The organism is Gloeotrichia echinulata CP02, assembly GCA_038087035.1.
Classification (GTDB): Bacteria; Cyanobacteriota; Cyanobacteriia; order Cyanobacteriales; family Nostocaceae; genus Gloeotrichia; species Gloeotrichia echinulata.
The window spans coordinates 2,803,568-2,829,163 of record CP051187.1; the positions used below are offsets into that span (position 1 = coordinate 2,803,568).

Genomic DNA, 25,596 nt, shown 5'->3' on the forward strand with positions numbered 1-25,596 from the left:
GAAGGGGCGATCGCACAATATGAACAAGAAATGCAAATAGCGGATAACTCAAATTAACACTTGACAACCACTAATAAAAAAATAGTCCTATTATTTGATTTTTGAAATATACGTAGGCTAGGCAATACCAAGTAAAACCTGCGTGTGGTTGGCTACGTATATTTAGATTTTTTGAAAATTCAAATATGATTCCTATATGACAAATGCTGCCGTCCTCACCTGATAAAATAATAGACAGGATTAGTAGGAATCTTTCACTAACCTCACCCTTCAAGGGTGAGGATTGTCTAAACCAATTTAGACAACGCAAGAGGTGAATACCGCATTGAGACACAGGTTGGCACGCACTTCCAGATACTTCCCTAGTCTGGACTATCTGCAAGCCTAATTGGTTAGGCGTTGCGTAAAGGCAAGATATCTTATCTGTGTTGCGGGAAGGGACTTAAACAGGTTTTGCTGGCTTCCTGGGCTTATCGCCATTTAAAAAACCAGTCCCCGTCAGGGGTTTGTAAAGCCGTCCTAGAAGGACGGGGTTTCTACCCATTTTTCTGATGACTGAGCAACTTGATGCTGAAACCAAGTCAGCTGAATCTCAGGAAGTCCATGAAACGACTACAGGTATGATTACCAAGTCGGGTGGTGATTCCTGGCAAAACCGCATAGCTGGGGCTTGGAATCAGGCGACTGGGCAATTGACAAAACTTTTACCCGTAGACCAATTAGCACAGACGGTTATTAGATGGTTTAGCGTCAGCGAAGACCAGGTAGCAGAGATTTTGGAGACAGTCCGGGCTGAATTACCGACCACAGAAGCTCTGCTGATTGGTAAGCCCCAAGCAGGGAAAAGTTCAATTGTGCGGGGTTTGACTGGTGTTTCCGCCGAGATTGTCGGTCAGGGATTTCGTCCCCACACGCAGCATACACAACGCTACGCCTATCCTTCCTCAGACCTACCTTTACTAATTTTTACTGATACGGTAGGATTGGGAGATGTGAATCAGGATACACAGACAATTATTCAGGAGTTGGTGGGAGATTTACAACAGTCGAGTCGCCGCGCCAGAGTCTTGATTTTGACTGTGAAAATCAATGATTTCGCCACAGAGACCCTGCGACAAATTGCTCAACAGTTGCGTCAGAAATATCCAGATATTCCCTGTTTGCTGGCGGTTACGTGCTTGCATGAGGTTTATCCCCCCGATACTGCCGATCATCCTGCCTATCCACCGGATTTTGCCGAGGTGAATCGGGCATTCACCGCCATTGGGGAAGGGTTTAAAGGAGTGTCTGATAAATCTATCCTCATCGATTTTACCTTAGAAGAAGACGGTTATCATCCTATATTTTACGGATTAGAGGCGCTGACAAATACAATAGCCGACCTACTACCAGAAGCAGAAGCCCGTGCTATCTATCAATTATTGGATCGAGACGAAACTAGCAAGCAACTGGGGAACCTGTACAGAGATACTGGACGGCGTTATACCCTAGCATTTGCCATCATCGCCGCTACCCTAGCGGCTGTGCCCCTACCTTTCGCCACAATGCCTGTGCTGACTGCCTTGCAAGTATCGATGGTAGGACTGCTAGGTAAATTATACGGCCAAACGCTGACACCATCACAGGCGGGGGGTGTTGTGAGTGCGATCGCTGGTGGTTTTCTCGCCCAGGCTGTGGCGCGGGAGTTAATCAAATTTGTCCCTGGTTTCGGTAGTGTGATTGCAGCTTCTTGGGCTGCGGCTTATACTTGGTCTTTAGGGGAAACCGCCTGTGTTTATTTTGGTGATTTAATGGGCGGTAATAAACCTGATCCTGAAAAAATTCAAGCGGTGATGCAACAAGCGTTTAAAGCAGCAAAAGAACGGTTCTAGGACTTACGCTCTCTGCGCTCTCTGCGGACTCTGAGGTTAAAAAAAAGTATTTTATTTAACTACCAAGACACAGAGATAGGAGATAAAAAAGGGATTTTTTCTCAAACCTAGTGAAAAAATCGGTAAAATTTCCAACTCTTCACACCGATGCCATATCCCTGCAACAAAACCGTCAAAAATAATATCTATATTAATTAGTAGTACATATATAAATATCCTTCCAGACAGAAAATGCAAAACGAACCACGCGACGGGGATAATCTCTCAAACAAAATATCAGTTAACGCTACTGACGCTAAAAACCATCATCCTGCACTTTGGTCTACAGCAGCTGCTTCTCTATCGCTGGTGTTGCTGGGGTCTGGGATGACATTAGCAGGGGGCTATCTAGCTGGACATCATCAGCAGCTATCTAAAAATGCATCGAATCTGGCTGTGACTCCAGCAATTGCAGCGCCTCCATTACCAGCGGCCACAGATCCTAATTTTATTACAGAAGTTGTGCAAAGGGTCGGACCTGCGGTGGTGCGGATTAATTCATCGCGCACAGTGAGAACTCAAGTCCCAGAAGAGTTTAACGATCCATTTTTCCGCCGCTTTTTTGGCTCCCAATTACCCACGCAACCGGAAAGGCGGGTACAACGGGGTAGTGGTTCCGGCTTTATTATCAGCACCGATGGTCGGATATTAACCAACGCCCACGTAGTTGATGGCGCTGATAAGGTGACAGTCATCCTCAAGGATGGGCGCAGCTTACCTGGTAAGGTAGTAGGGAGAGATGAATTAACAGATGTGGCGGTGGTGAAGATTGAGGCGAATAATTTACCGACAGTCACCGTGGGTAATTCTGACCAACTACAACCAGGACAATGGGCGATCGCTATTGGTAATCCCCTCGGTCTAGATAATACCGTAACTACGGGAATTATCAGTGCCACTGGACGCACTAGTAATCAAATTGGCGCAGCTGATAAGCGAGTAGAATTTATTCAAACTGACGCCGCAATTAACCCCGGTAATTCCGGTGGACCACTGCTAAATGCCCGTGGTGAAGTAATTGGCATGAATACTGCTATTATTCAGGGAGCGCAAGGATTAGGCTTTGCCATTCCCATCAACACAGCACAACGGATTTCTAATCAATTAATATCTACAGGTAGAGTACAACATCCTTATCTGGGAATTCAGATGATCGCGTTGACACCTGAGTTAAAGCAAAACATCAACTCAGACCCTAACAGCGGTTTGGTGGTGAATGAAGATAAAGGTGTCTTAGTGGTGAAAGTTATACCCAACTCACCAGCAGCCAAAGCCGGAATACGTGCTGGTGACGTGATTCAAAGGCTGAATGGTCAAGCTGTGACAGACGCCACCAGTGTCCAAAAGCTGGTAGAAAGTAGCCAAGTTGGGGGAGATTTGCGCTTGGAGTTACGCCGCAATGGGCAAAATCTCAACTTAGCTGTCCGTCCCGGTGCTTTCCCCACCAGAGTACAATAATTATATTACAGATAAAGGTTAATTTTGGGGGATGGGCTTTTCGGCTTGTCCTTTTTTTTTGGCTTGTTGTTAATCAAAAAAAAATACCCTCGGTAGTGAGCCGAGGGTTAATCAACAGTAACAGAAAAGTTAACAATTACTACCAATTAATCACTTATGCTCCGACGCCAAGTCATCTGCTATGAGTAACTACTTTGGCATTTGGCTGTAAAATACAATCATGATACTAGGATTCAAGACACAACTGAAGGTAAACAAACAACAACGTCTACTACTGGCACAACACGCAGGAGTAGCCAGACATGCGTGGAATCAAGGTTTAGCATTATGTCAACAGGTACTCATACATAATCGGACAAACCCTGATGAGAAAATTAAATTTCCTACAGCCATAGATTTACATAAATGGTTAGTAGCAGCAGTTAAATCTACCCATCCTTGGTATTATGAAGTATCAAAATGCGCTCCTCAGTACGCATTAAGATATTTGTCAGATGCCTTTAAATCTTTTTTCAACAAAGTTAAAGGGTTTCCCAACTTTAAGAAAAAAGGTAGAAATGATTCTTTTACATTAGATGGAGCAATTCACATAGACCATAAGAAGATAAGAGTTCCAGTAATTGGGTGGTTGAAAACCTATGAACTTTTATCGTTTGGATATAAACCAAAATCAGTCACAATCAGTAAACAAGCTAATAAGTGGTTTATTTCCTGGAAAATAGAATTAGAAACCAGCAAAACCCCGAAAAAGGAAGAATTTGTCGGAGTTGACTTAGGTATAAATCATCTGGCAATATTATCAACAACAGAAGTATTTGAAGGAGCAAAAAGTTATAAAAAGTCTGAGGAAAAACTAGCGAAAATGCAATACTTGAATCGGCATAAACAAGTGGGTTCAAGTAATTATAGAAAAACACAAATAAAAATAGCCAGACTACACCAAAAAATAGCCAACATTCGGAAAGACACATTACATAAAATCACCACCTATATCAGCAAAAACCACGCAGTCATAGGGATAGAAGATTTAAATGTATCAGGGATGTTAGCTAATGGTAAGTTGTCTAAAGCTATAGCTGATATGGGTTTTTATGAGTTTCGTCGTCAGTTAGAATACAAGACTCAACTATATGGGAGCAAGTTAGTCATTGTGGATAGATTTTATCCTAGTAGTAAAACTTGCTCTAGTTGTGGTGAGAAAAAATCATCTTTGTCACTGTCTCAAAGAGTGTTCCAGTGTGATAACTGCGGTTTTGAGTGTAATAGAGATTTGAATGCTGCTATTAATTTAAGAAAAGAAGCGGTGAGATTGACCGTGTTAGCCTGTGGACTGGATAGTGCCGACACTTCCAGGTTGAAGCAGGAAGAAAAAGCGGACATTTGTTAGCATTTGTTAGCTTTTTTGGATCGGATTCTGCAAGTCGGTATTGTCGCACAAAGACATTCGCGAACTTCAAGATAGCAACCGAATATTGACACTCTCAGGTCTAAAGACACTGAGATTCTTTAAGACTTGCTTAAAAGGGATAGTCAAGTATCCCCCTAGACGCTCAAAACAACTACCCAAAGGTATTGCAATTGCGCTTACTTTTTTTGTTAAATTGCGATCCTACGTCTATCACGCTTGCCAATCCGGTACGCTCACCATCCTGACATTACAAGTCTTTTTGTGTTGCCTTTAATAGGTGTACTAAGTAGCCGGGATTTCACCGAACTAGGAATGGTTCAACACGTTGAAGTTGCCCTACTTGCTTCTTAAGCATATCAGAAAACCACAGCGACTAAAGTTAAAGAGTCGTTTCCCACGAGCGGGCTAAAGCCACTGAGTTTCCCACTTAGAGCGAGGTTCTATGAAAAAATCTGCCAAAATGCCAAATTGATATAGGTGATTGGTCATTTGTCATTGGTCATTTGTCATTTGTCAGTTGTCAGTTGTCAGTTTTCCCCATCGCCCCATCGCAGCTTTTGTATAAATTGTAATTAAAGTTGACAAGAACCTATAAAAATGTTAACCCCAGTACTTTATATTATTCACACAAGAATTATAGGATGAACATCTGAACGCTTTTTGCTTCGGGAATCCTCAGTAACCTATCCTTTGCAACAACCTGGACTATTATGCCTTGCTCTGCCACCCTAACCCAACTGCTTGAAGTTCTTTTAGCCCAGCCTGTCAATTTATCTGCAAATGCCCTAACACAAGTAAGCCGTGGTGTACAAACAGACACACGTATTTTGAAGCCTGGGGAAGTCTTTTTGGCTTTACGAGGTGAGAAGTTTGATGGACACGAATTTGTGTCAACTGCGATCGCTAACGGTGCTGTGGCTGCAATTGTTGATTTTGACTACGAAAATCCAGGATTGCCGGTATTGCAGGTCAGAAATACTCTAGAAGCATATCAGAAAATTGCTAGATGGTGGCGCGATCGCTTCGATATCCCGGTGATTGGGGTAACGGGTTCGGTGGGTAAAACTACGACTAAGGAACTCATCGCGGCGGTTTTGGCGACCCAAGGAAGAGTCCACAAGACTTATGGTAATTTCAATAATGAAATTGGTGTACCGAAAACTCTTTTAGAACTGGGTGCAGAACATGACTATGCTGTGATTGAAATGGCGATGCGGGGTAAAGGTCAAATTGCGGAACTGACACACATAGCGCGGCCGACAATGGGCGTGATTACCAATGTGGGAACTGCACATATTGAGTTATTGGGTTCGGAAGAAGCGATCGCCTGTGCAAAATGTGAGCTATTAGCCGAAATGCCTGCTAATAGTGTAGCAATTCTCAACCACGACAACCCCCTATTGATGGAAACAGCAGCGAAGGTATGGTCAGGAGAAGTTCTGACTTATGGTTTGTCAGGCGGCGATATTCAAGGACAATTGATTGATCACCAGACTCTGAAAGTAGGAGGAATTCAACTACCTTTACCTCTGGTTGGTCGTCACAATGCGACTAATTTTTTAGCGGCTTTGGCGGTGGCGAAGGTGCTCTTGATTGATTGGTCATCCCTGCAAGCAGGTGTGATGGTGAATATGCCGACAGGGCGATCGCAGCGGTTTGCTTTGCCCAATGATGTGGTAATCTTAGATGAGACTTACAATGCTGCACCAGAAGCTATGTTGGCAGCATTGCAATTGTTAGCCGAGACACCAGGAAAACGCAAAATCGCCGTGTTGGGTGCAATGAAAGAATTAGGAGAGCGATCGCCGCAGTTACACCAACGAGTAGGAGAAACAGCGCGAAAGTTGAAATTAGACGGGTTGTTGGTTTTGGTTGATGGCAAAGATGCAGAAGCGATCGCCCACAGTGCTGAGGGTATCCCATCAGAGTGTTTTGCCACTCATGCGGAATTGGTAGCCAGATTAAAGACATTTGTCAAAGCAGGCGATCGCTTACTGTTCAAAGCCGCCCATTCCGTAGGACTGGATCTGGTTGTCAATCAATTGCGTGCAGAATTTCCCGGCTAAATTTGCTAGTCCTTGGGATAATAGGTAATAGGTAATGAAGAATAGCTAATGGCTAAAGGTGCAATTAGCCATTAGCTTTTCACAAATTGTCAGAGATGTTAACTGTTAATTAATCACAATGATCACAAAATATCTCCGTAGGGGCGCAAGGCTTTGCGCCCCAAAAGCGTGGTCTATTTACCTGAAAATGGCTGTAAATCCTGGCTTCCAAGACCCTACCAGGCACATAAATAAAGTCCGCTTGCGCGGACTGTGGACATTGGATAAGGTTAAATTGTCACCAAGAGCGCCTACAAGTTGTTAGATGCTGTCTTTATTTTTGATGACTAGACTGGATTATTCAAGCCTCTAAAGTTAACTGTATAGACATAAATAGATGAATTATGTCCTTGATCTCTGTCAAAATGTTACTTGCAAACTCAGCCCATTTTTCAGCTTCAGATATGGAATATCAGCTATTGTTAGTAACAATCTCAGGGTACAATAATGTTGTGTTCCTACCGATGTAGCTCATGGAATTGAGCATGAAGATAAATTAATTTTTGTCCCTCTACAGCGTGGTCTATTTACTGAAAAAACGCTGTAAGACAGTAATTTATATAGCTAAATGTTTAGACATAATTCAGGAATTTATGTCTGGAAGTTTTCCAAACTATATCTATCTGACTTGAAAATAAAACCCCAGCCCTAGCCCCTAAGCGCAAGCAAGGAGGGGAATCAGAAGTTTTTTTCATGTCTCCTGGTGTACGGAGTTGATGATGGCTACTTGAATTGTGAAAATTCACGATATTTAGACACCCGACTTCTAAAAGAATTCGGGTATCTAAGTTTTGATTAATGATTCAAGACTGCTTTATTAGGCGTGGTTGGAGAGACTGGGAATATTAGGGTAGCGTCTTTGCCAAACTAGTGCTGCCAAATTAATCAGCATACAAGTGATTGCTAGGGACAGCAAGATATAAGTTGGAGCCATTACCACGCCAATGATGAACCAAGTATATACATGCACTATCATCACGAAAGCAAAAATACTGGCGATTCCCACAGATTTCCACACTTGATGTGATGGGCGATGTTGTACTGTGAGGATGATTGTCAACAATGTGGCCAGCAAGTTTGCGGGTACGAGGAAGGCACAAATACCCACACAGTTGGCGCGAGAGAACTCAGCTAAGGTGTTGAAATCGAGCATCAATTTGTTGGGATAATATTCTTAGTCTATAACAGATTTAATATTTTTTCAAAAAATGCAATTAATAAATAGCATACAGATGAAATAAGCGCAGCCATAATTTAATATAAATTAAAGTAATGCCTGCTGTTTTGAAGTCGCTAATAGTACTATGGTGGGACATACCCACCATAGTACTATTAACCCATTAAAATCACTGTATCGATCACATGGATCACACCGTTATCAGCTTCAATATCTGCTGCTAAAACCGTGGCATTTTTGACTTCAAAACCATCGGCACAATTAATTTTAATGGGTGAACCTTCCACAGAAGTCACAGTACCGAGTTTTGCCAAATCCGCCTGCAACAGCTTGCCGGGAACGACATGATATTTTAAAATTCGTGTTAGTTGGGGGATATTCTGCACTAGAGTTTGGATAGTTCCTGGGGGTAACTTGGCAAAAGCATCATCATTTGGCGCAAAAACAGTGAATGGACCAGGACTTTTTAATGTTTCGACTAGACCAGCAGCTTGCACAGCAACCACCAGAGTCTTGAAAGCATCGGCGCTAACAGCAATATCAACTATATCAGCCATATATTTCACCTAATCTATTTGACATACTCCCCGGCGTGAACGCACGGGGATTCTAATTCATGGTTCACAGAAATCCGCTTGCTATATCAAGTTTCCCATCAATAGTATTGGCGGTCTTCTCCCCATGCTTTTCATCTGGCGATGCAGATTCCCAATGCCCTTGGGTACTGTTATTTTGCCACGCAACTCCTAATATCTTCATTCCTTTTTTGAGGATATTAATTGCCGCGTTCGTATCACGGCATATTTCAACCCCACAGTTATAACATGAATGAGTTCGGGTGCTGAGTGACTTTTTCACCCTATGTCCGCAATTAGAGCAATCTTGGGAGGTGTAAGCGGGCGTTACTGCTACCACTACCTTATCCCAGATTTTTCCGTAGTAGTCTAGCCATTGAGTGAACTGATACCAACTAGCGTCAGAAATCGATTTAGCCAAATGATGATTTTTGACCATGTTCGCAATCTTCAAATTTTCATAGACTACAACATCGTTAGATGTCACTACGCATCGGGCTTGCTTTATAGCCCAATCTTTACGCTGTCTTTGGATTTTTAGATGAACTTTACCTAATCGTTTCCGCGACTTGTGATAATTAATTGACTGAGGTTTTTTGCCTTTAACAAACTTTTTACTCAACCGTTTCTGAGCTTTGGCTAGTCTACGCTCAGACTTTCTCAAGAATTGGGGATAAATTACAGCATTATCATTTTGGTCTTTAGTGAAATATTTTAACCCTAAATCTAACCCAACGACATTACCAGTGAATTTCCCAACTTCTTTACGGTCAGCGTCAAAACAGAATTGGGCATAATACCCATCCGCCCTTCTGATTACCCGGACACGATTAATTTTAAGTCTATGAAGGTCTTCTCGCGTGGATGAATTGCAGAATACAGATAAAGACCCAACCTTAAAGCCATCCGTGAAAGTAATAATCTTGCAATCATCAGATAGTTTCCAGCCTGATACTTTATATTCTACAGAGCGACAATGCTTTTTAAACGTGGGATAACCTTTCTTCTTCTCCTGCTTTTTACAACGTTTATAGAAACTTGAGATAGCAGCCCAAGCTCTTTCGGCACTGGCTTGACGCGCTGCGGAGTTTAACTTTAAAGCAAAGTCAAATTCAAGTGCTAAGTCCTTGCACAGCTTATATAAGTCAGCCTTACCAACCCCTTGGTTATCCATCCAGTAGCGAAGGGCCTTATTTCTAATGAATTGGGCAGTGCGAATGGCATCATCAAGAGCTTGGTATTGCTCGAGGGTTCCGTTTAGTAGCTTGGTTTCTCTGACTATCATCAGAGGATTTTATCACGGAATATTGCACATAAAACAATATTATAAAATATAAAGCCGTCTTAGAAGGACGGGGCTTTTACCCATTTTTTCGGTAACAAATTTTAAAGGATGGTAAAGCACTTTGAATTTTTAGGAAACAAAATTAAGTTAAATAGTCTTATGATAACCATAGGAAAATTTCTTTGTAGACAAAATGTCCGAGCTTAGATACGCCATCCTGGGAACTGGTGCATTAGGTGGGTTTTATGGTGCCAAGCTGCAAAAAGCTGGTTTGGATGTCCACTATTTGCTGAAAAGTGATTACGAACAGGTCAGCAAACATGGTTTAGTCATTGAGTCCAAAGACGGTGACTTCACCCTAACTCAAGTCAACGCTTACAACGAGACAGAAAAGATGCCACAATGCGATGTGGTGGTCGTAGCACTGAAGACGACACAAAACCATTTACTGCCGAAGCTGTTACCACCTATCGTTAAAGATGATGGGGTGGTGTTGGTATTGCAGAATGGACTGGGAGTTGAAGAAGAAGTTGCCCAAATTGTTGATAGGGTAAGGGTTATCGGTGGGTTGTGCTTTCTGTGTTCCAATAAAGTAGGGCCAGGACATATCCGCCATCTAGATTATGGACAGATTACCTTGGGAGAATATACCGCTAACTATTCTCCTGCGGGGATAACACAGAGGATGCAGCAAATAGCCGCTGATTTTGCTAGTGCTGATATTTCTATAGAATTAACAGAAGACTTACTACTAGGGAGATGGAAAAAACTGGTGTGGAATATCCCCTACAATGGACTATCTGTGATTCTCAACGCTAGAACTGATGAATTAATGGCAGATATCCACACCCACCAATTAGTTGAACAGTTGATGTTTGAAGTCATAGCGGGGTCTTTGGGTTCTGGACGTATCATCCCCAATAGCTTCATTCAAACAATGCTTGATTACACTGTCAAGATGAAGCCTTACCGCACCAGCATGAAAATTGATTATGATGAACGCCGTCCCTTGGAAGTAGAAGCGATTTTTGGCGCCCCATTGCGAAAAGCGCAAGCTGCGGGTGTGAATTTACCCCTGATTACCTGTGTCTATCAGCAACTGAAGTTTCTGGATGCTAGAAGTTCAGCGATGCTGAGTTCCAAATACGTCCCAGATTTTAACACCCGATAAAATCACGTTGCTCCCTTTAATTGCTTATGTCTAACTTACCACCACTCAATACCGAAACAATTTGGGCAATTCTCAACGAACAACTTGATGATACCACAGTCAATCAGTTGGTATGGTACTACTTAGGTTATCGCTACGATGCCTCAACTGAAACATGGGATAATAGTGAAGTAACACCAGAATGGCGGGATGAGTACCCACAACCACCTGATTTTATTGATAGTCGCCCCGCAACTGTCAAGTTGACTCGTTCGATTCCTACGGAGAATAAACAAGTACTCAAAGAAAAGCTGGGTTTCAAAGGTTACAAAATCGGGGAATTCGGACCTCGGCAAACTCGCAGAGCTACAGCAGCTAATTGGTTATTTAGCTATCTACAGCAAACTGAAGCTATTTAGACTATTGTAAACAAGAATCAAGGGCAATAATCAACAATAAACAGTCAATACGGTTCCAATACTGCTCGGTTGAGCTTCAAAAAACTTAAAAATGGTAGGTTGGGATTTGGACGCACATTAGCTTACCAGCAGTTCTTTGTTGACCAAAACTCATTTGAATAATTAATCTATGTGACAGAAAAGTTTATTTTTTTTAATCTATATAATTTTATACTATATTTTTACGAGAGACTATGTATATAAGTTCTAAAATTAAACAAAATAACTGAAATCACCCCTTGCCCTCATGCATCACCCATTATTTGATATAAACATCCAGAATTCTCACGTTTTATTAACTCCAAAAGAAGTTAAAACAAAATTACCTTTAACTAAATCGGCTGAAAATACAGTTTTGCAATCTAGGAAGGAACTAGAACAAATACTAGATTTTCAGGATAGAAGAAAATTTATTGTAGTAGGTCCATGCTCAATCCATGATCCAAAAGCAGCGCTGGAATATTCAGACAAACTGAAGACTTTAGCCCAAAAAGTCGAGAATAAGCTGCTGTTAATCATGCGGGTATACTTTGAAAAACCAAGAACAACGGTAGGGTGGAAAGGATTAATTAATGATCCAGAAATGGATGATTCTTTCCATGTAGAAGATGGGTTATTACTTGCCCGTAGCCTACTGATACAAATTGCTGAATTAGGATTACCTGCTGCTACAGAAGCCCTAGATCCAATCATACCACAGTACATTAGTGAATTGATTGCATGGTCGGCAATTGGCGCCCGCACGACAGAATCACAAACTCACCGAGAAATGGCCAGTGGACTTTCGATGCCTGTGGGGTTTAAAAACGGCACAGATGGTAATATCCAAGTGGCTTTAAATGCCCTACAATCTGCGAGCAAACCTCACAATTTTTTGGGAATAAATCAAAACGGACAAGTCAGCGTATTTCAAACTAAAGGTAATGCCTATGGGCATGTTATTTTAAGGGGTGGTAATCAACCTAACTTTGATGCTGAAAATGTCACATTTGTGGAAGAAAAACTCAAAGAAGCAAAGTTACAACCAAGAATTGTCATCGACTGTAGTCATGGCAATACAAATAAAGATTACAAATTACAATCTTCCGTATTGGAAAATGTTATTCAACAAATAGTAGATGGCAATACATCAATAGTTGGCATGATGCTGGAATCGAATTTGTATGCAGGTAATCAACCAATTAATTGTAAAAAAGAGGAATTAAAGTATGGTGTTTCCGTGACTGACAAATGTATTAGCTGGGAGGAAACAGAAAGAATAATTTTAGCAGCATATGAGAAGCTGAAATAATTTTGGCAATTTTCATGCAAAGCCTACAGAATGGGGGCGCAAAGCCTACAGAATACGGGCGCAAAGCCTACAGAATACGGGCGCAAGGCCTTGCGCCCCTACCACGTATTCTATTTGCGACGTTTTTATCAGTGATGACAAATGACAACCAACAACTGTAGAATTTATGTTTGCCCACTTAGTTATTAATAAACTCATTTACTCGCTGCCAAACCTGCTCTAATAAATCAGGATTATCCACATCAAACCACTCAATTTGGGGATATGCGCGAAACCAAGTACGTTGTCGCTTGGCAAATTGTCGGGTATGCAAAACTACTAATTCCTGCGCTTTCTCCAAAGAAGTTTCTCCTACCAGATATTGCTTAATTTCTTGATAACCCAAAGTATTCAACAATGGCAAATCAGCGCCATATTTTTCACACAAATACTCTACCTCAGCGACCAAACCATCTGCTATCATCTGTTCAGTACGCCTGTGAATGCGACATTCTAACCGTTCAGGATCACAGTCTAAGCCAATTTGCAAAATCGGATAATCCGGTGGATTCTCGCCTTGTTGTGCGGAAATTGGATATCCCGTGACATAATATACCTCTAAAGCCCTTAAAGTCCGCACTAGATCATGAGCATGAATTTTTTGTGCTGCAACCGGATCAACTTGTTGCAATATAGGGTAAAGAGTAGCTTGACCAAGAGATTCGAGTTGCGATCGCAATTCTTTTTGCGGTCCGACCCTGGGAATTTTCATCCCTTGGACAATCGAGCGTATATATAAACCAGTTCCCCCAACTAATAACAGTGGGGAAGTAGAAATTGAAGCTATTAGCGCTTGTGTTTTCTGCTGGTAATCTGCTAATGTCATCATGGTTGTAGGAGCGCAGATATCAATTAAATAATGTGGTACTAATTTTTGTTCTGCCACAGTTGGTTTAGCCGTACCAATATCAAACTCACGATATACTTGTCGAGAATCGGCACTGAGAATCACAGAACTCAACTGCATAGCCAAAGCCAATCCTAACCCAGACTTACCCGTCGCCGTAGCCCCACAAATCACAATTAATTTAGTCATTAGTCATTAGTCAGTTGTCATTTGTCATTCCATCTCCCCTTTCCCCATCCCAACCAACAGAGGGCTGCAACCCCTGTATAAACTTCTCATAAAATTGCGCTACAGACGCCACTAAGGCTTTTGTGTTACAATTTTGGAGTGATTTGACTTTCTATAGCCCTTGGGCGATTTCAACCCCACGCATCAGGAGAATTTTCATGACGAGCAGTTACAGTGCCGATCAGATTCAAGTTCTGGAAGGTCTGGAAGCCGTCCGCAAACGACCAGGAATGTACATCGGTACCACGGGTCCGCGAGGCCTCCATCATTTAGTTTACGAGGTGGTGGATAACTCGGTTGATGAGGCTTTGGCAGGTTATTGCACCCATGTAGAGGTGGATCTCAACGCAGATGGTTCTTGTACTGTACAAGATGACGGACGGGGGATTCCTACGGATATTCACCCAAAAACAGGCAAATCGGCCTTAGAAACTGTGTTGACCGTACTCCACGCTGGGGGTAAGTTTGGCGGTGGTGGCTACAAGGTTTCTGGAGGTTTGCACGGGGTTGGGATTTCTGTAGTTAACGCCCTATCAGAAATTGTCGAAGTTACTGTCTGGCGAGATAAAAAGGTGCATGTTCAGCGTTATGAACGGGGTGTCCCTGTGACGGAACTGGAAGCCAAGCCTTACAAAGAAGCCAGAACCGGAACCTCTGTCAGCTTCAAGCCTGATGAGCAAATTTTTAGCACTGGCATTGAGTTTGATTACATTACTTTAGCAGGTCGCCTGCGCGAGTTGGCGTATTTAAATGCTGGTGTCAAAATTACCTTTACTGACCACCGTCTCGAATTACTAAAAAGCGATACACCCAAGGTAGAAATCTACGAGTACAGGGGCGGTATTAAGGAATATATCGCCTACATGAACCGTGAGAAGCAACCACTGCATGAAGAAATTATCTATGTGCAGGGGGAACGGAACAATGTACAAGTAGAAGTGGCTTTGCAGTGGTGTACTGATGCCTATACAGACAATGTACTGGGTTTTGCCAATAATATTCGCACAGTTGATGGTGGTACTCACCTTGAAGGCTTGAAGGCGGTTCTCACTCGCACATTAAATACCATCGCCCGCAAACGGAATAAAATTAAAGAAAGTGAACCTAACCTCAGTGGGGAACACGTCCGCGAAGGTTTAACAGCAGTTATTTCTGTCAAAGTCCCCGATCCGGAATTTGAAGGACAAACCAAAACCAAACTTGGTAACACTGAAGTCCGGGGAATTGTCGATTCTCTTGTGGGCGAAGTTCTCACCGAGTATCTAGAATTTCACCCTAGTATTGCTGATGCAGTCCTCGACAAAGCCATCCAAGCCTTTAAAGCCGCAGAAGCCGCCCGTCATGCGCGGGAATTAGTCAGGCGCAAATCGGTGCTGGAATCTTCCCCATTACCCGGTAAATTGGCTGATTGCAGTTCGCGAGACCCCAGTGAATCCGAGATCTTCATCGTCGAAGGCGATTCAGCGGGCGGTAGCGCCAAACAAGGACGCGATCGCCGTACCCAAGCTATTCTCCCCCTACGTGGTAAAATCCTCAATATCGAGAAAACTGACGACGCCAAGATTTATAAAAATAACGAAGTCCAAGCGTTAATTACAGCACTTGGTTTGGGCGTCAAAGGCGATGAATTCGATGCCACCCAACTACGCTATCATCGTATCGTCATCATGACCGACGCTGACGTAGATGGAGCGCATATCCGTACACTGTTGTTAACTTTCTTCTATCGGTATCAGCGGGCGCTCATCGAACAGGGCTTTATCTATATTGCTTGTCCCCCATTATATAAGTTAGAAAGGGGTCGCAATCATGATTACTGCTATAGCGATCGCGAATTACAACAAAAAATTGCCACCTTTCCCAGCAATGCCAACTATACCATCCAACGCTTCAAAGGTTTGGGCGAAATGATGCCAGAACAACTCTGGACAACCACCATGAACCCAGAAACTCGCAAAATGAAGCAAGTGGAAATCGAGGATGCAGCCGAAGCTGATCGCATTTTTACCATTTTAATGGGCGATCGCGTCGCACCTAGGCGCGAATTTATCGAAACCTACGGTTCTAAACTCAATTTAACGGAACTAGATATCTAACACACCGCTGGGGACTGGGGAGAGGAACTGGGCAATAGATATTAGTATTTTTACTCAGCACTCAGCAAGGGCTACGCTAACAGCACTCATAAATGGGTAATTGGTGCAAATCGATTACCCATTACTTTCTTTTTTTTAGGACTTACGCATCTGTCATATTTTTTTCGCGGAGGTTGTCATCGCGCAGCGTGTCGCAGACAAGATTCAAAAGTCAAGAGTCCAAAAATTCAGACTCTTGACCCTTGACAAACATGACAGAACATATATATGCCCGGAGAGTAGGTGCTGTTTTTGCGTCTCATTAAGATTATTTAATAAAATACATAAATTTTAATTTTTATCATCTTTCTTGCCCTGCTAAGTAAGTCAACCGACGAATTGAACATAAAATACTTTTATGCGTAAAATAAAGCTTGAGTGCTGAAGCGCTATTACAAACGTTTTACCTTTGTAACTTCGAGTCAATTTTGTCCACAACCCAGAAGCCTATTTGTTATCTTTGAGGAGCAAAGCTCCATATAAGCAGCAGATGTTAAGTGACTGGAGAATTGATAATTACGACATGAGCAGAATCGAGTATCATGCAAGTAATATATTTTACTTAATTACTACTTAGGGAGATTTGACAAATCGGTTCACAATCATCTCTTAGTGTTATCTATGCTGGAAATTTTCCCGTTGAGCAGCAGACAAAAGCTAATCACAGACTAGAAAATAGCTCAGAGTACTGCCTTCATGACTCTTGTTAGCATGGCTGTATTTGATACTCTTTTACTTTCCGTAGAACAATATTCATAATCTCTAATGTCAAATCCTTGATCAATTGATTAAAATAGCGTTGGGTACAATTGGAGAGATTTGTCAAGATTCATAGGGCTGAAATCTCAGCAGTGCGCTAATGTGTGAATAAGACAGAATCAGTTAAATCTAAAATGATCTATCTTTTGACTGATTCCGCCATCACCTTAACTCCCTAGTTTAGGTAATTGGCATACACAAAGTAGAGTTCCGGAAGATAAACACCAGCGTACTTGCTGTATCTACCTAGTGGGAAATCCCGCTTTCTTCTGCGAACTGACTAGTTTATTAAGGAAATGTCAGAAAGGGTGCCCAAATGCTGACCGCTTGAGTTAACATAAAATGCGCTATTTCTAGGTAATTTATGTTGTACACCATACCTGAAATCGACGATATGCAGGTATGGCAACCTGATGAATGTAATGATAATGCCACTGTAATTGGAAAAAGTTTGAGAAAAAATTTAAGGGTATAACTACCGTTGTTCAGTGCTTTTTGATAAAAGTGGCTTTACCTTACTTAAGGACTTCATGATTAACACACAAAAAGAGTGCAATTTCTGTGAAACAGGCTACAATCGGAACAGTATTTACAAGAGAATCTACCAACAGTCATATACATTATGTCTAGGGTGGTAATTTTTTTTGTCAAGACCTGTCTTTTTTTAGACCAGTCTTTCAAAGGTTGTGAGCAATAACAACGCCCATAGCCTTTACTAAGGTGAGCAAGTCAGTTTAACGGTGACTTCCATACTTAGTCATAAAGTCCTCCCAAGGAGGCAAAAAAATTCCGAAAATATCTCAGGCAAATTAGCCAAAAGCCTATTTTCGGTCGTCAATTAGCTCTTTTATTAAGAGCAGTAAACGGATCTTGAGTAATTGATTCTGCAAGGAGCATGAGGAACGCGGCATGAACCAGGCTAACAACGTACTCGAAAGCATATATCAGCCTGACCTAGAAATAATAAATCAGCCTGAGATCGAGTTAGAAGAACTCTTAATCGACGATGAAGAGGACTTGCTGATTAGTGATGATGGCGAAATTGATGAATTTTTAGAGCCTCAGTCTGATGAGGACGACGCAAAGTCTGGAAAAGCCGCTAAGTCGCGTCGTCGGACTCAAAGCAAGAAAAAGCACTATACAGAAGATTCAATTCGGCTTTACTTGCAAGAAATTGGTCGCATTCGTCTGTTGCGGGCAGACGAAGAAATTGAATTGGCGCGGAAAATAGCTGATTTACTGGAATTAGAGCGGATACGGGAAAAACTTTCAGAACAGTTGGAACGCGATCCTAAAGATAGCGAATGGGCAGAAGCAGTACAATTGCCATTGCCAGCATTTCGTTATCGCTTGCATGTTGGTCGCAGGGCAAAAGATAAGATGGTACAATCTAACCTCCGCCTTGTGGTTTCCATTGCCAAGAAATACATGAATCGTGGCTTGTCGTTCCAAGACTTAATTCAAGAAGGTAGTCTTGGCTTGATTCGCGCCGCAGAAAAGTTTGACCACGAAAAAGGTTATAAGTTTTCTACATACGCTACATGGTGGATTCGTCAAGCAATTACCAGGGCGATTGCCGACCAATCCCGCACAATCCGCCTTCCTGTTCATCTCTACGAAACTATTTCTCGCATTAAGAAAACCACCAAGCTGCTTTCTCAAGAAATGGGTCGCAAACCCACTGAAGAAGAAATCGCTACTCGCATGGAAATGACGATTGAGAAACTGCGGTTTATTGCTAAATCTGCTCAGTTACCAATTTCACTAGAAACGCCCATTGGGAAAGAAGAAGATTCTCGATTGGGCGATTTTATTGAATCCGATGGTGAGACACCAGAAGACCAAGTTTCCAAAAATCTGTTGCGCGAAGACTTAGAAAAAGTCCTCGACAGCCTCAGCCCCCGCGAACGCGATGTTCTGAGATTGCGTTACGGTTTGGATGATGGTCGGATGAAAACCCTTGAGGAAATTGGACAAATTTTCAACGTCACCCGCGAACGGATTCGCCAAATTGAGGCGAAAGCGCTTCGTAAATTACGCCACCCGAATCGCAACAGCGTTCTCAAGGAATATATTCGGTAGTCATTTGTTATTAGTCATTTGTCATTTGTCATTAGTCATTAGTCATTTGTCATTAGTCAAAAATTATTGACTCTTGACCTTTGACTCTTGACCAAGCGAATTTTAGATTTTAGATTGTTTCAGTACCTTGCAGGCTCCTTGTGTGCCTAACAAATCCAAAATCCGAAATCCAAAATCTAAAATTGTTTGCCCCTTGTGGTCGGGGTCAATCCAAAATCCAAAATCCAAAATCCAAAATCTAAAATCCAAAATCGGTTGACCCTTGACTGAAAAATATGAAAAACCTGGTAGTGAATCGGCACTTCCAGGTTTCTTTATTTTAGATAATTTGCGTTTATCCAAATTTATAGAATACCCCAGAAATGCAGGAAGCCTTTACCAGAAAACAGTTCAATCAAAGCTGCTGCTAAAAAGCCGATCATTGCCAAGCGACCGTTCCAAATTTCTGCTTGTGGGGTAAAGCCCCAAGACCAAGCATTACGATCTTCAATTACAGGAGCAGTAATTTTTGTAGTATCTGTCATGGTTGGCACTCCAAAGTGGATTTACTAAGGTTTATTGCCTTATGTAAATTAATATAACATTTTTTTTCATAAATGCAACAAGTGAAAAATAAAGCCCCGTAAGCGTTTGGCTGATTGGGTCTTACCAAAGTGATAACAGAGGGCTAAGTGCTGTACTTTAGCGATAATAGACCTCTTGCAGAATTAATTTTGTGTTATAGCAGGGGACTGGGGACACAACGACCGCTCAGTGCATCGCTGGGGACACAACGACCGCTCAGTGCATCGCTGGGTTACAAGTCTGATTGTGTCTAGGTTTTATCATCAGTTAATGTCCTAAGCACTTTGGCGGTTGCTATATATTAAGAAATTGCCTTTGTTTTAGCCAAAAGTTAGAGTTACATGGTGAAGTACGGCGGGCGAAGCTATCGCAAAGAACACCAAAAATATCTAAAATCTAAAACCCTCTATCATACCATAGAAACAATTTTGCAAGAGGTCTAATATATATACAGTCACAAAAACTATTAATCGCGCAAAATATTTGGAGTAAAAACTTATGCATATCGAGATTGCATTACCAGATGAAGTAGCACATTCCTTAGAATCTAAATGGGGTAACTTAGAGCGCAGATTACTGGAAATCGTCATCATTGAAGCGTATCGTGAGGGATTCATTAGTGTAGGCAAAATCCGCGAACTATTAGGAATGTCAACCCGTCTAGAAGTTGATTCTTTCTTAAAAGCTAAAGGTGTGGATTTGCTATATGAAGAATCTGATTTTCAAGCAGATAGAAAAACCCATGATCAGTTGCGACAAGAGGGAAAACTCAACCCATCATGATTGTGGTTTCAGATACATCGCCAAGAAGAAAACTTGCTCTTTCAGATGAGAGGAAAAGCTAGAGTTTGGGGACAACCCAAAGCTTTAGACATCCTTTATCGGCACGGGAAATGGTACGCCTCCATAGTTTTAGATATTGATGAAGTTCTCTTAAAAAATAGTCGGAAAACTGACAATGGTATTATTGCCATTGATTTAGGTTGTAACGATGCAATTGCTTGGACAGATGGTGTAGAAAATGGCTTAGTTCCTGCTCCTAGGTTTTTTCGCAAAGCGGAAGAAAAGAATAAACAATTAAGCAAAGGCAAGCGTCGCAAACGTTCCCCTAATTTCAAAAAGAAAATTAAGGCTTCTAGAAGGTGGAAGAAAACACAAAAGTTAATTAGTAAACTTTCGAGAAAAGTTGCTAACCAACGCCAGAATTTCGTTCATCAAGAAACTACACGGATAATTAGCGGTAACAGCACGGTAGTAACTGAAAAACTAGAAGTCAGAAAAATGAGTGCCAAAGCCAAAAAAGGCAAACGAAAGAAACAAAAATCTGGTCTAAATAAATCAATTCTTGATGTGGGAATGGGAATGATAAAAGATGCTCTAAAAGCAAAATTATCAGATGTTGGTGGGTTATTTGTAGAAGTGCCTACACGTCAGGTAAAACCATCCCAAACTTGCCCTAAATGTGGGCATCAAGAAAAGAAAACTTTAGACCAGCGAGAACATATTTGCCGGAATTGTGGATACACCCAACAAAGGGATATAGCATCAGCAGAAGTGATGTTACTTTGGCATTCAAAGAATCTACAGGGGCTAGGAACTAACCTCAAAGACATAGATGATTCTGGCTCTACTTCAGATACCAAAAAGCGAAAGCAGACTGGAAGTCTAAAGCAACTAGGTCAAAAGAAACGTCAAAAATCTTGCTCTACGGGTGGGGATGTAGAAACCCCGCCCTCCACGTTCGCGTAGCGTCACGAAGTGAAGTAGGGCGGGGTAGTTCATCGCACCATAAAAAATCATCCCCCCACTTCCACAACGGTAATAATTTTCTCATCGCGGCTTAGTTGGAGGATGTTTTCACCCTTAGCATCTCTGTCCAACAGTGGTACCGTATTTATAGGCACTCGTACCACTCGTTCCTTATTGGTAATCAGCGCTACCTCCATGCCTGGGGTTGCTAATATCATCCCGGCGAGGTTGTCAGTTTTGGTAGTAAATTTCAGGGCTTGGATACCTAAATCACCCCGATTAGCTGCTCTTAAATTACTCGCGGGTATTCGCTTGGCGTATCCCTCTTGAGTCACTAGTAACAACTGGTTATCTTTACGAACAGTGACACAGCCGACCATGTGCTGATTTTTCGACAGGCGATAAGCTTGTAAACCCATCGCCGCACGTCCCATCACGGGTAATTGTTCGTCATTGACAACAAACCGCAATAAACGACCACCGGAACTGGCTACAAATAGGTGTTCCCCTGTAGTGGTGAACTCAGTAAATAACAACTCATCATCGTCCTTGAGCTTCAAAATCGTAATTCCGCGCCGAGTCAGGTTAGTAAATTCTGCCAAAGACAGACGTTTAATTCTTCCTTGCTTCGTCAGCAAAATCATTTGGGTGGTTGCTAAATTTGCCGGTAGCACAAAGCGACTGACAACAGCTTCCTGTGTACCTTGAGCCGTAGTACTGAGCATAGTAATTAGCGGTGTTCCCCGTGGCGATCGCCCTGTTGTTAAGGGAATATCACCCACATTCACCGGATAAACTTTACCGCCGCTAGTCAGTACCAGCAAATCTTTTGCTGTATTAGTCAACTCACTTTGGATAATAAAATCATTATCAGGTAGACCGTTATCAGCTTTCGGCTTTTTAGGATTCGGCGAAGTGCGACGTACATACCCCCGATGAGTCAATTCTAATACTGCTTCTTCTGGCGGCTGTTCTGGTTGAAGATTTTGGGATTGGGGATTTTCCTCATCCTCCTCCGCACCTTGACGACCTGTGGATTTGTCCGCTTTGGCCTTGGTTTCGGCAGTAACTGTAACTAGCTTAGTCCGACGGGTATCGCTATATTTACGTTTCAGACTACGCAAATCTTTTTTCAGTGCCTTCAGTAATTCCTGTCTATCATTCAGTAGCCTTTGCAGCAAAGAAATTTGTTGACTTAATTGCTCAAACTCCTGCTGTAAATTCTGTTGTTCTAAACCTGTCAGACGACGCAAAGGCATAGATAAAATTGCGTCCGCCTGTGCTTCACTCAATTCTAATCGACTACAAAGGCTAATTTTTGCCGTACTACCATCAGCAGCTTGCCGTAAAATTTCAATAACTTCATCTACGTGAGACAGGGCCAAAAGCCAGCCTGCTACTAAATGTAACCGACTTTCCGCCTTACCCAACTCATAACTGTAGCGGCGATTTAGGGTTTGTTCTCGGAAATGCAAAAATTCCTGTAACAACTGACGTAAACTTAACTGGCGGGGTTGTCCATCCACCAAAGCTAAGAGAATCGCCCCAAAATTGGTTTGCAAGGCGGTTTGGTGATACAAATGCTGGAGAACCTCTTGAGGATTGGTATCGCGTTTGAGTTCAATTACTACCCGCATACCTTCGCGATCGCTTTCATCCCGCAGATCAGAAATTCCTTGTAAGCGTCCTTGATTCACCAATTCGGCTACTTTCTCAATCCAGCCGGCCTTATTTACTTGATACGGCAATTCGGTGATGATAATTGCTGTCCGCCGCTTACTACCTCTAGTTGCAGGAATTTCCTCCAGGCTAGCGACACCCCGAAGTACAATCCCACCCTTACCTGTAGTGTAAGCCTCGCGAATGCCCGTTGTACCCACAATTTCCCCACCTGTGGGAAAATCTGGTCCGGGGATCAACTCAAATAACTTTTCATCTGTCAAATCCGGGTTATCAATTAAAGCTATCAAACCATCGACAATTTCCGCTAAATTGTGGGGTGGAATATTTGTCGCCATCCCCACAGCAATACCAGAACAGCCATTAAGTAACAGAAATGGCAACTGAGCAGGTAGTACAGTTGGCTCTTGCTGGGAATTATCGAAATTACCGATAAATTCCACCGTTTCCTCGCCAATTTCCGTCAACATCCCCTCATGACCAATTGGCGAGAGGCGCGTTTCTGTGTAACGCATCGCCGCTGGTGGGTCATTATCGACACTGCCAAAGTTACCATGTCCTGCCAACAACGGATAGCGGCTGGAAAATTCCTGCACAAGTCTGACCAAGGCGTCGTAAACCGCTTGGTCGCCGTGGGGGTGGTACTTACCTAGGACATCACCCACGACACGGGCGCACTTACGATAGGGTCTATCCGGTGTCAGCCCCAGTTCGTGCATAGCGTACAAAATGCGGCGATGGACTGGCTTTAAGCCATCACGCACATCTGGTAAGGCTCGCCCAACAATCACACTCATGGCATATTCTAAGTAAGACCGTTGCATCTCGGTGTGCAGGGCTGTTGTGACTACCTGTCCCGTTGCGAGAAGGTTTAACTGTTTTGCCATGAGTTTTTTCCCTGAAATTTAACTACACAAAAGTCGCTGGAAATTAACACTGCAGCAACCACAGCATAATGGATAAAAAGCAATTTCTAACCAAATCTTGATAGTCATTGGATAATCAGCAGTAGTATTATCCTTGATGACGGGGATACACATAAAAGATTAAAAAAGAGGTAGACAACTGTTTTAATCAGCTAGTCATGCCCCTCCCTCCATAACTAAAATTCTCATGAAAACTGTTTTGATTGTAGAAGACGATTTGATCAATGCTCGCGTTTTTTCCAAAATTTTGACCAAGCGCGGTGGTTTAAACGTAAAACACACCGAAAATGTGGATGAAGTAATAAAAATTGCCCAATCAGGTGAGGCTGACCTGATTTTAATGGATGTTTCTCTGTCCAGAAGTGTTTACCAAGGTAAATCTGTGGATGGGATCAAGATTACACAAATGTTAAAATCTAACCCACAAACAACTAACTTACCTGTAATTTTGGTTACGGCTCACGCTATGGAAGGCGATCGCGAGAATTTCCTCAAGCAAAGCGGTGCTGATGGCTATATCTCTAAGCCGGTTGTTGATCATCAACAGTTTGTTGACCAGATTATCGCACTTCTGCCCACAGATCACCAGTGAGCATTGACGGACAATCTCAGTCAGGCTCGCCCGCCAATGTTTTAGATACATGGTTTCTGTTTAGACAGTATATATGTACTATGAATTGGTAGCGCTTGACAAGTGGTTAATTAGTCGGGAGTCAGGAGTGAGGAGTGAGGAGTGAGGAGTTATATTTCCTCATCCTTTACTAATGACCAATGACAACTGACTATTGAGTAGGTTGTTGATTGGCGTTTGCGGGATTTTCCTGTGGCTGTAGAGCTGCTTGAATCCTGGGTAATTCTAGAAATTTTTTGGTATCAGATAGTAGACGTTCACCCCAAAGATTTTGCTTGAGGAAATCCAACTCGCCATAGCGTTGATCGATCCGCAGCGCCGCTTCTCCCATAGCTAAACCTTGCTGGCGATCGCCTTTAGTATATAGAGCTACTCCCAGCGCCAATAAAGGTTCTGCGGCTTGCTTGTCAATCCCAACAGCAGATTGCCATTGTTTAATTGCAGTGTCGATATCACCCTGTTCGTATTGGATTAAACCCGTATTGTTAATTGCCGGCCAGAATTTTTTATCGTGAAAAACGGCTTTATTATACTGCGCCAGGGCGTCTGGTAATCGTCCCAACATATAGTAGGCATTACCCAAATTAAACCACCCCTCTGGGTCTTTGGGTTTTAACTTCAAACCTGCTTGGTAATTGACCAGAGCTGCTTGGTATTTTTGCTGCTGAAAATTAGCCGAACCCAACGCAAATAAAACATCGGCATTTTTAGGATTGAGAGATTGTGCCTTTTTCAGAGCGGCGATCGCCCCATCATAGTCCTTGGTTTGCAAATTCAAACCACCCAACAGGAACCACACTTTATCATTATTCGGCGCCAGTTGACTAGCGAGTCGCGCCCGTGGTAAAGCCAACTCAAACTGTTGAAACTGACCAAGTTGAGCCGCCTCTTGTGCCAAGCTCAATCCCTGTTTCTCTAACTTGGCTGCATCTAGTTGCAGTGTATGGGGTAATAGTGCTTGTGCATGAGCTGCTCTGGGCATACTCCACAAACTACACACAACTAGAAGGGAAATTAATTGAACATGTTTCGGCACTTTACCACCTTTTGCCCACAAATCAAAGATCTTTCAGCTAGCTTAAACGATCTGCGCTCTGGACGAAAGGCAAATTTTCTAGTTAATCGGGATTGGGATCAAG

Annotated in this window: 19 protein-coding genes; 12 read left to right on the plus strand and 7 right to left on the minus strand. The window is 42.4% G+C overall.

Features of this window, described 5'->3' with window-relative positions; translation table 11 throughout:
- The first annotated feature begins 551 nt into the window (after positions 1-551).
- The 4 genes from HEQ19_12415 to murF all read left to right on the plus strand — a co-directional run bounded on the left by HEQ19_12415 (position 552) and on the right by murF (position 6,842).
- Entirely contained in the window at positions 552-1,871 is a 1,320-nt protein-coding gene (locus HEQ19_12415; protein WYM00203.1) for a 50S ribosome-binding GTPase, read from the plus strand.
- A 231-nt stretch (positions 1,872-2,102) separates the two neighbouring features.
- The gene (locus HEQ19_12420) at positions 2,103-3,368 is read left to right on the plus strand and encodes an HhoA/HhoB/HtrA family serine endopeptidase (GenBank protein WYM00204.1); all 1,266 of its coding nucleotides are present in this window, start codon (positions 2,103-2,105) and stop codon (positions 3,366-3,368) included.
- 220 nt (positions 3,369-3,588) lie between these two features.
- Entirely contained in the window at positions 3,589-4,755 is a 1,167-nt protein-coding gene (locus tag HEQ19_12425; protein ID WYM00205.1) for a transposase, read from the plus strand.
- Positions 4,756-5,486: 731 nt separating this feature from the next.
- Positions 5,487-6,842 (plus strand): UDP-N-acetylmuramoyl-tripeptide--D-alanyl-D-alanine ligase, encoded by a 1,356-nt coding sequence (gene murF / locus HEQ19_12430; protein WYM00206.1) that lies wholly within the window; start codon positions 5,487-5,489, stop codon positions 6,840-6,842.
- An 856-nt stretch (positions 6,843-7,698) separates the two neighbouring features.
- Here the strand turns inward: murF and HEQ19_12435 are convergent.
- From HEQ19_12435 to HEQ19_12445, 3 genes are all read right to left on the minus strand, one after another.
- Positions 7,699-8,034 carry a hypothetical protein gene (locus HEQ19_12435; GenBank protein ID WYM00207.1) on the minus strand — a complete coding sequence of 112 codons (336 nt, stop codon included), beginning with the start codon at positions 8,032-8,034 and terminating at the stop codon, positions 7,699-7,701.
- 179 nt (positions 8,035-8,213) lie between these two features.
- Positions 8,214-8,615 carry a fasciclin domain-containing protein gene (locus tag HEQ19_12440; protein WYM00208.1) on the minus strand — a complete coding sequence of 134 codons (402 nt, stop codon included), beginning with the start codon at positions 8,613-8,615 and terminating at the stop codon, positions 8,214-8,216.
- Positions 8,616-8,679: 64 nt separating this feature from the next.
- On the minus strand, positions 8,680-9,918 hold the full coding sequence (locus tag HEQ19_12445; GenBank protein WYM00209.1) for a transposase: 1,239 nt from the start codon (positions 9,916-9,918) through the stop codon (positions 8,680-8,682).
- Positions 9,919-10,111: 193 nt separating this feature from the next.
- On the opposite strand from HEQ19_12445, the gene HEQ19_12450 reads away from it, so the two are divergent.
- From HEQ19_12450 to HEQ19_12460, 3 genes are all read left to right on the plus strand, one after another.
- Complete coding sequence (locus HEQ19_12450; protein WYM00210.1) at positions 10,112-11,089, plus strand: putative 2-dehydropantoate 2-reductase; 978 nt, start codon at positions 10,112-10,114, stop codon at positions 11,087-11,089.
- Positions 11,090-11,115: 26 nt separating this feature from the next.
- Entirely contained in the window at positions 11,116-11,487 is a 372-nt protein-coding gene (locus HEQ19_12455) for a DUF1823 family protein (protein WYM00211.1), read from the plus strand.
- A 286-nt stretch (positions 11,488-11,773) separates the two neighbouring features.
- Positions 11,774-12,817, plus strand: coding sequence for a 3-deoxy-7-phosphoheptulonate synthase (locus tag HEQ19_12460; GenBank protein WYM00212.1), 1,044 nt, complete (start codon positions 11,774-11,776; stop codon positions 12,815-12,817).
- A 178-nt stretch (positions 12,818-12,995) separates the two neighbouring features.
- Here HEQ19_12460 and miaA read toward each other — a convergent pair whose 3' ends face one another.
- Positions 12,996-13,892, minus strand: a complete 897-nt coding sequence (gene miaA / locus HEQ19_12465; GenBank protein ID WYM00213.1) for a tRNA (adenosine(37)-N6)-dimethylallyltransferase MiaA — start codon at positions 13,890-13,892, stop codon at positions 12,996-12,998.
- A gap of 197 nt (positions 13,893-14,089) precedes the next feature.
- Between miaA and gyrB the strand changes: the two genes are divergently transcribed.
- Both gyrB and rpoD read left to right on the plus strand, forming a co-directional pair.
- Positions 14,090-16,027: a DNA topoisomerase (ATP-hydrolyzing) subunit B gene (gene gyrB, locus HEQ19_12470; GenBank protein WYM00214.1), complete on the plus strand. Its 1,938-nt coding sequence runs from the start codon at positions 14,090-14,092 to the stop codon at positions 16,025-16,027.
- A 1,707-nt stretch (positions 16,028-17,734) separates the two neighbouring features.
- Positions 17,735-18,907, plus strand: a complete 1,173-nt coding sequence (rpoD, locus tag HEQ19_12475) for an RNA polymerase sigma factor RpoD (protein WYM00215.1) — start codon at positions 17,735-17,737, stop codon at positions 18,905-18,907.
- Between the two features lie 344 nt (positions 18,908-19,251).
- Here rpoD and HEQ19_12480 read toward each other — a convergent pair whose 3' ends face one another.
- Positions 19,252-19,431, minus strand: coding sequence for a chlorophyll a/b-binding protein (locus HEQ19_12480; GenBank protein ID WYM00216.1), 180 nt, complete (start codon positions 19,429-19,431; stop codon positions 19,252-19,254).
- Positions 19,432-19,969: 538 nt separating this feature from the next.
- On the opposite strand from HEQ19_12480, the gene HEQ19_12485 reads away from it, so the two are divergent.
- Together HEQ19_12485 and HEQ19_12490 are read left to right on the plus strand one after the other, a co-directional pair.
- Positions 19,970-20,254, plus strand: a complete 285-nt coding sequence (locus HEQ19_12485) for a UPF0175 family protein (protein ID WYM00217.1) — start codon at positions 19,970-19,972, stop codon at positions 20,252-20,254.
- 45 nt (positions 20,255-20,299) lie between these two features.
- On the plus strand, positions 20,300-21,220 hold the full coding sequence (locus HEQ19_12490; GenBank protein WZI67194.1) for a transposase: 921 nt from the start codon (positions 20,300-20,302) through the stop codon (positions 21,218-21,220).
- Between the two features lie 47 nt (positions 21,221-21,267).
- Here the strand turns inward: HEQ19_12490 and gyrA are convergent, their stop codons facing one another.
- Positions 21,268-23,787, minus strand: coding sequence for a DNA gyrase subunit A (gene gyrA / locus HEQ19_12495; GenBank protein ID WYM00218.1), 2,520 nt, complete (start codon positions 23,785-23,787; stop codon positions 21,268-21,270).
- Positions 23,788-24,013: 226 nt separating this feature from the next.
- On the opposite strand from gyrA, the gene HEQ19_12500 reads away from it, so the two are divergent.
- Positions 24,014-24,418, plus strand: a complete 405-nt coding sequence (locus tag HEQ19_12500) for a response regulator (GenBank protein ID WYM00219.1) — start codon at positions 24,014-24,016, stop codon at positions 24,416-24,418.
- 190 nt (positions 24,419-24,608) lie between these two features.
- Here the strand turns inward: HEQ19_12500 and HEQ19_12505 are convergent, their stop codons facing one another.
- Complete coding sequence (locus HEQ19_12505) at positions 24,609-25,493, minus strand: tetratricopeptide repeat protein (protein ID WYM00220.1); 885 nt, start codon at positions 25,491-25,493, stop codon at positions 24,609-24,611.
- Between the last annotated feature and the right edge of the window lie 103 nt (positions 25,494-25,596).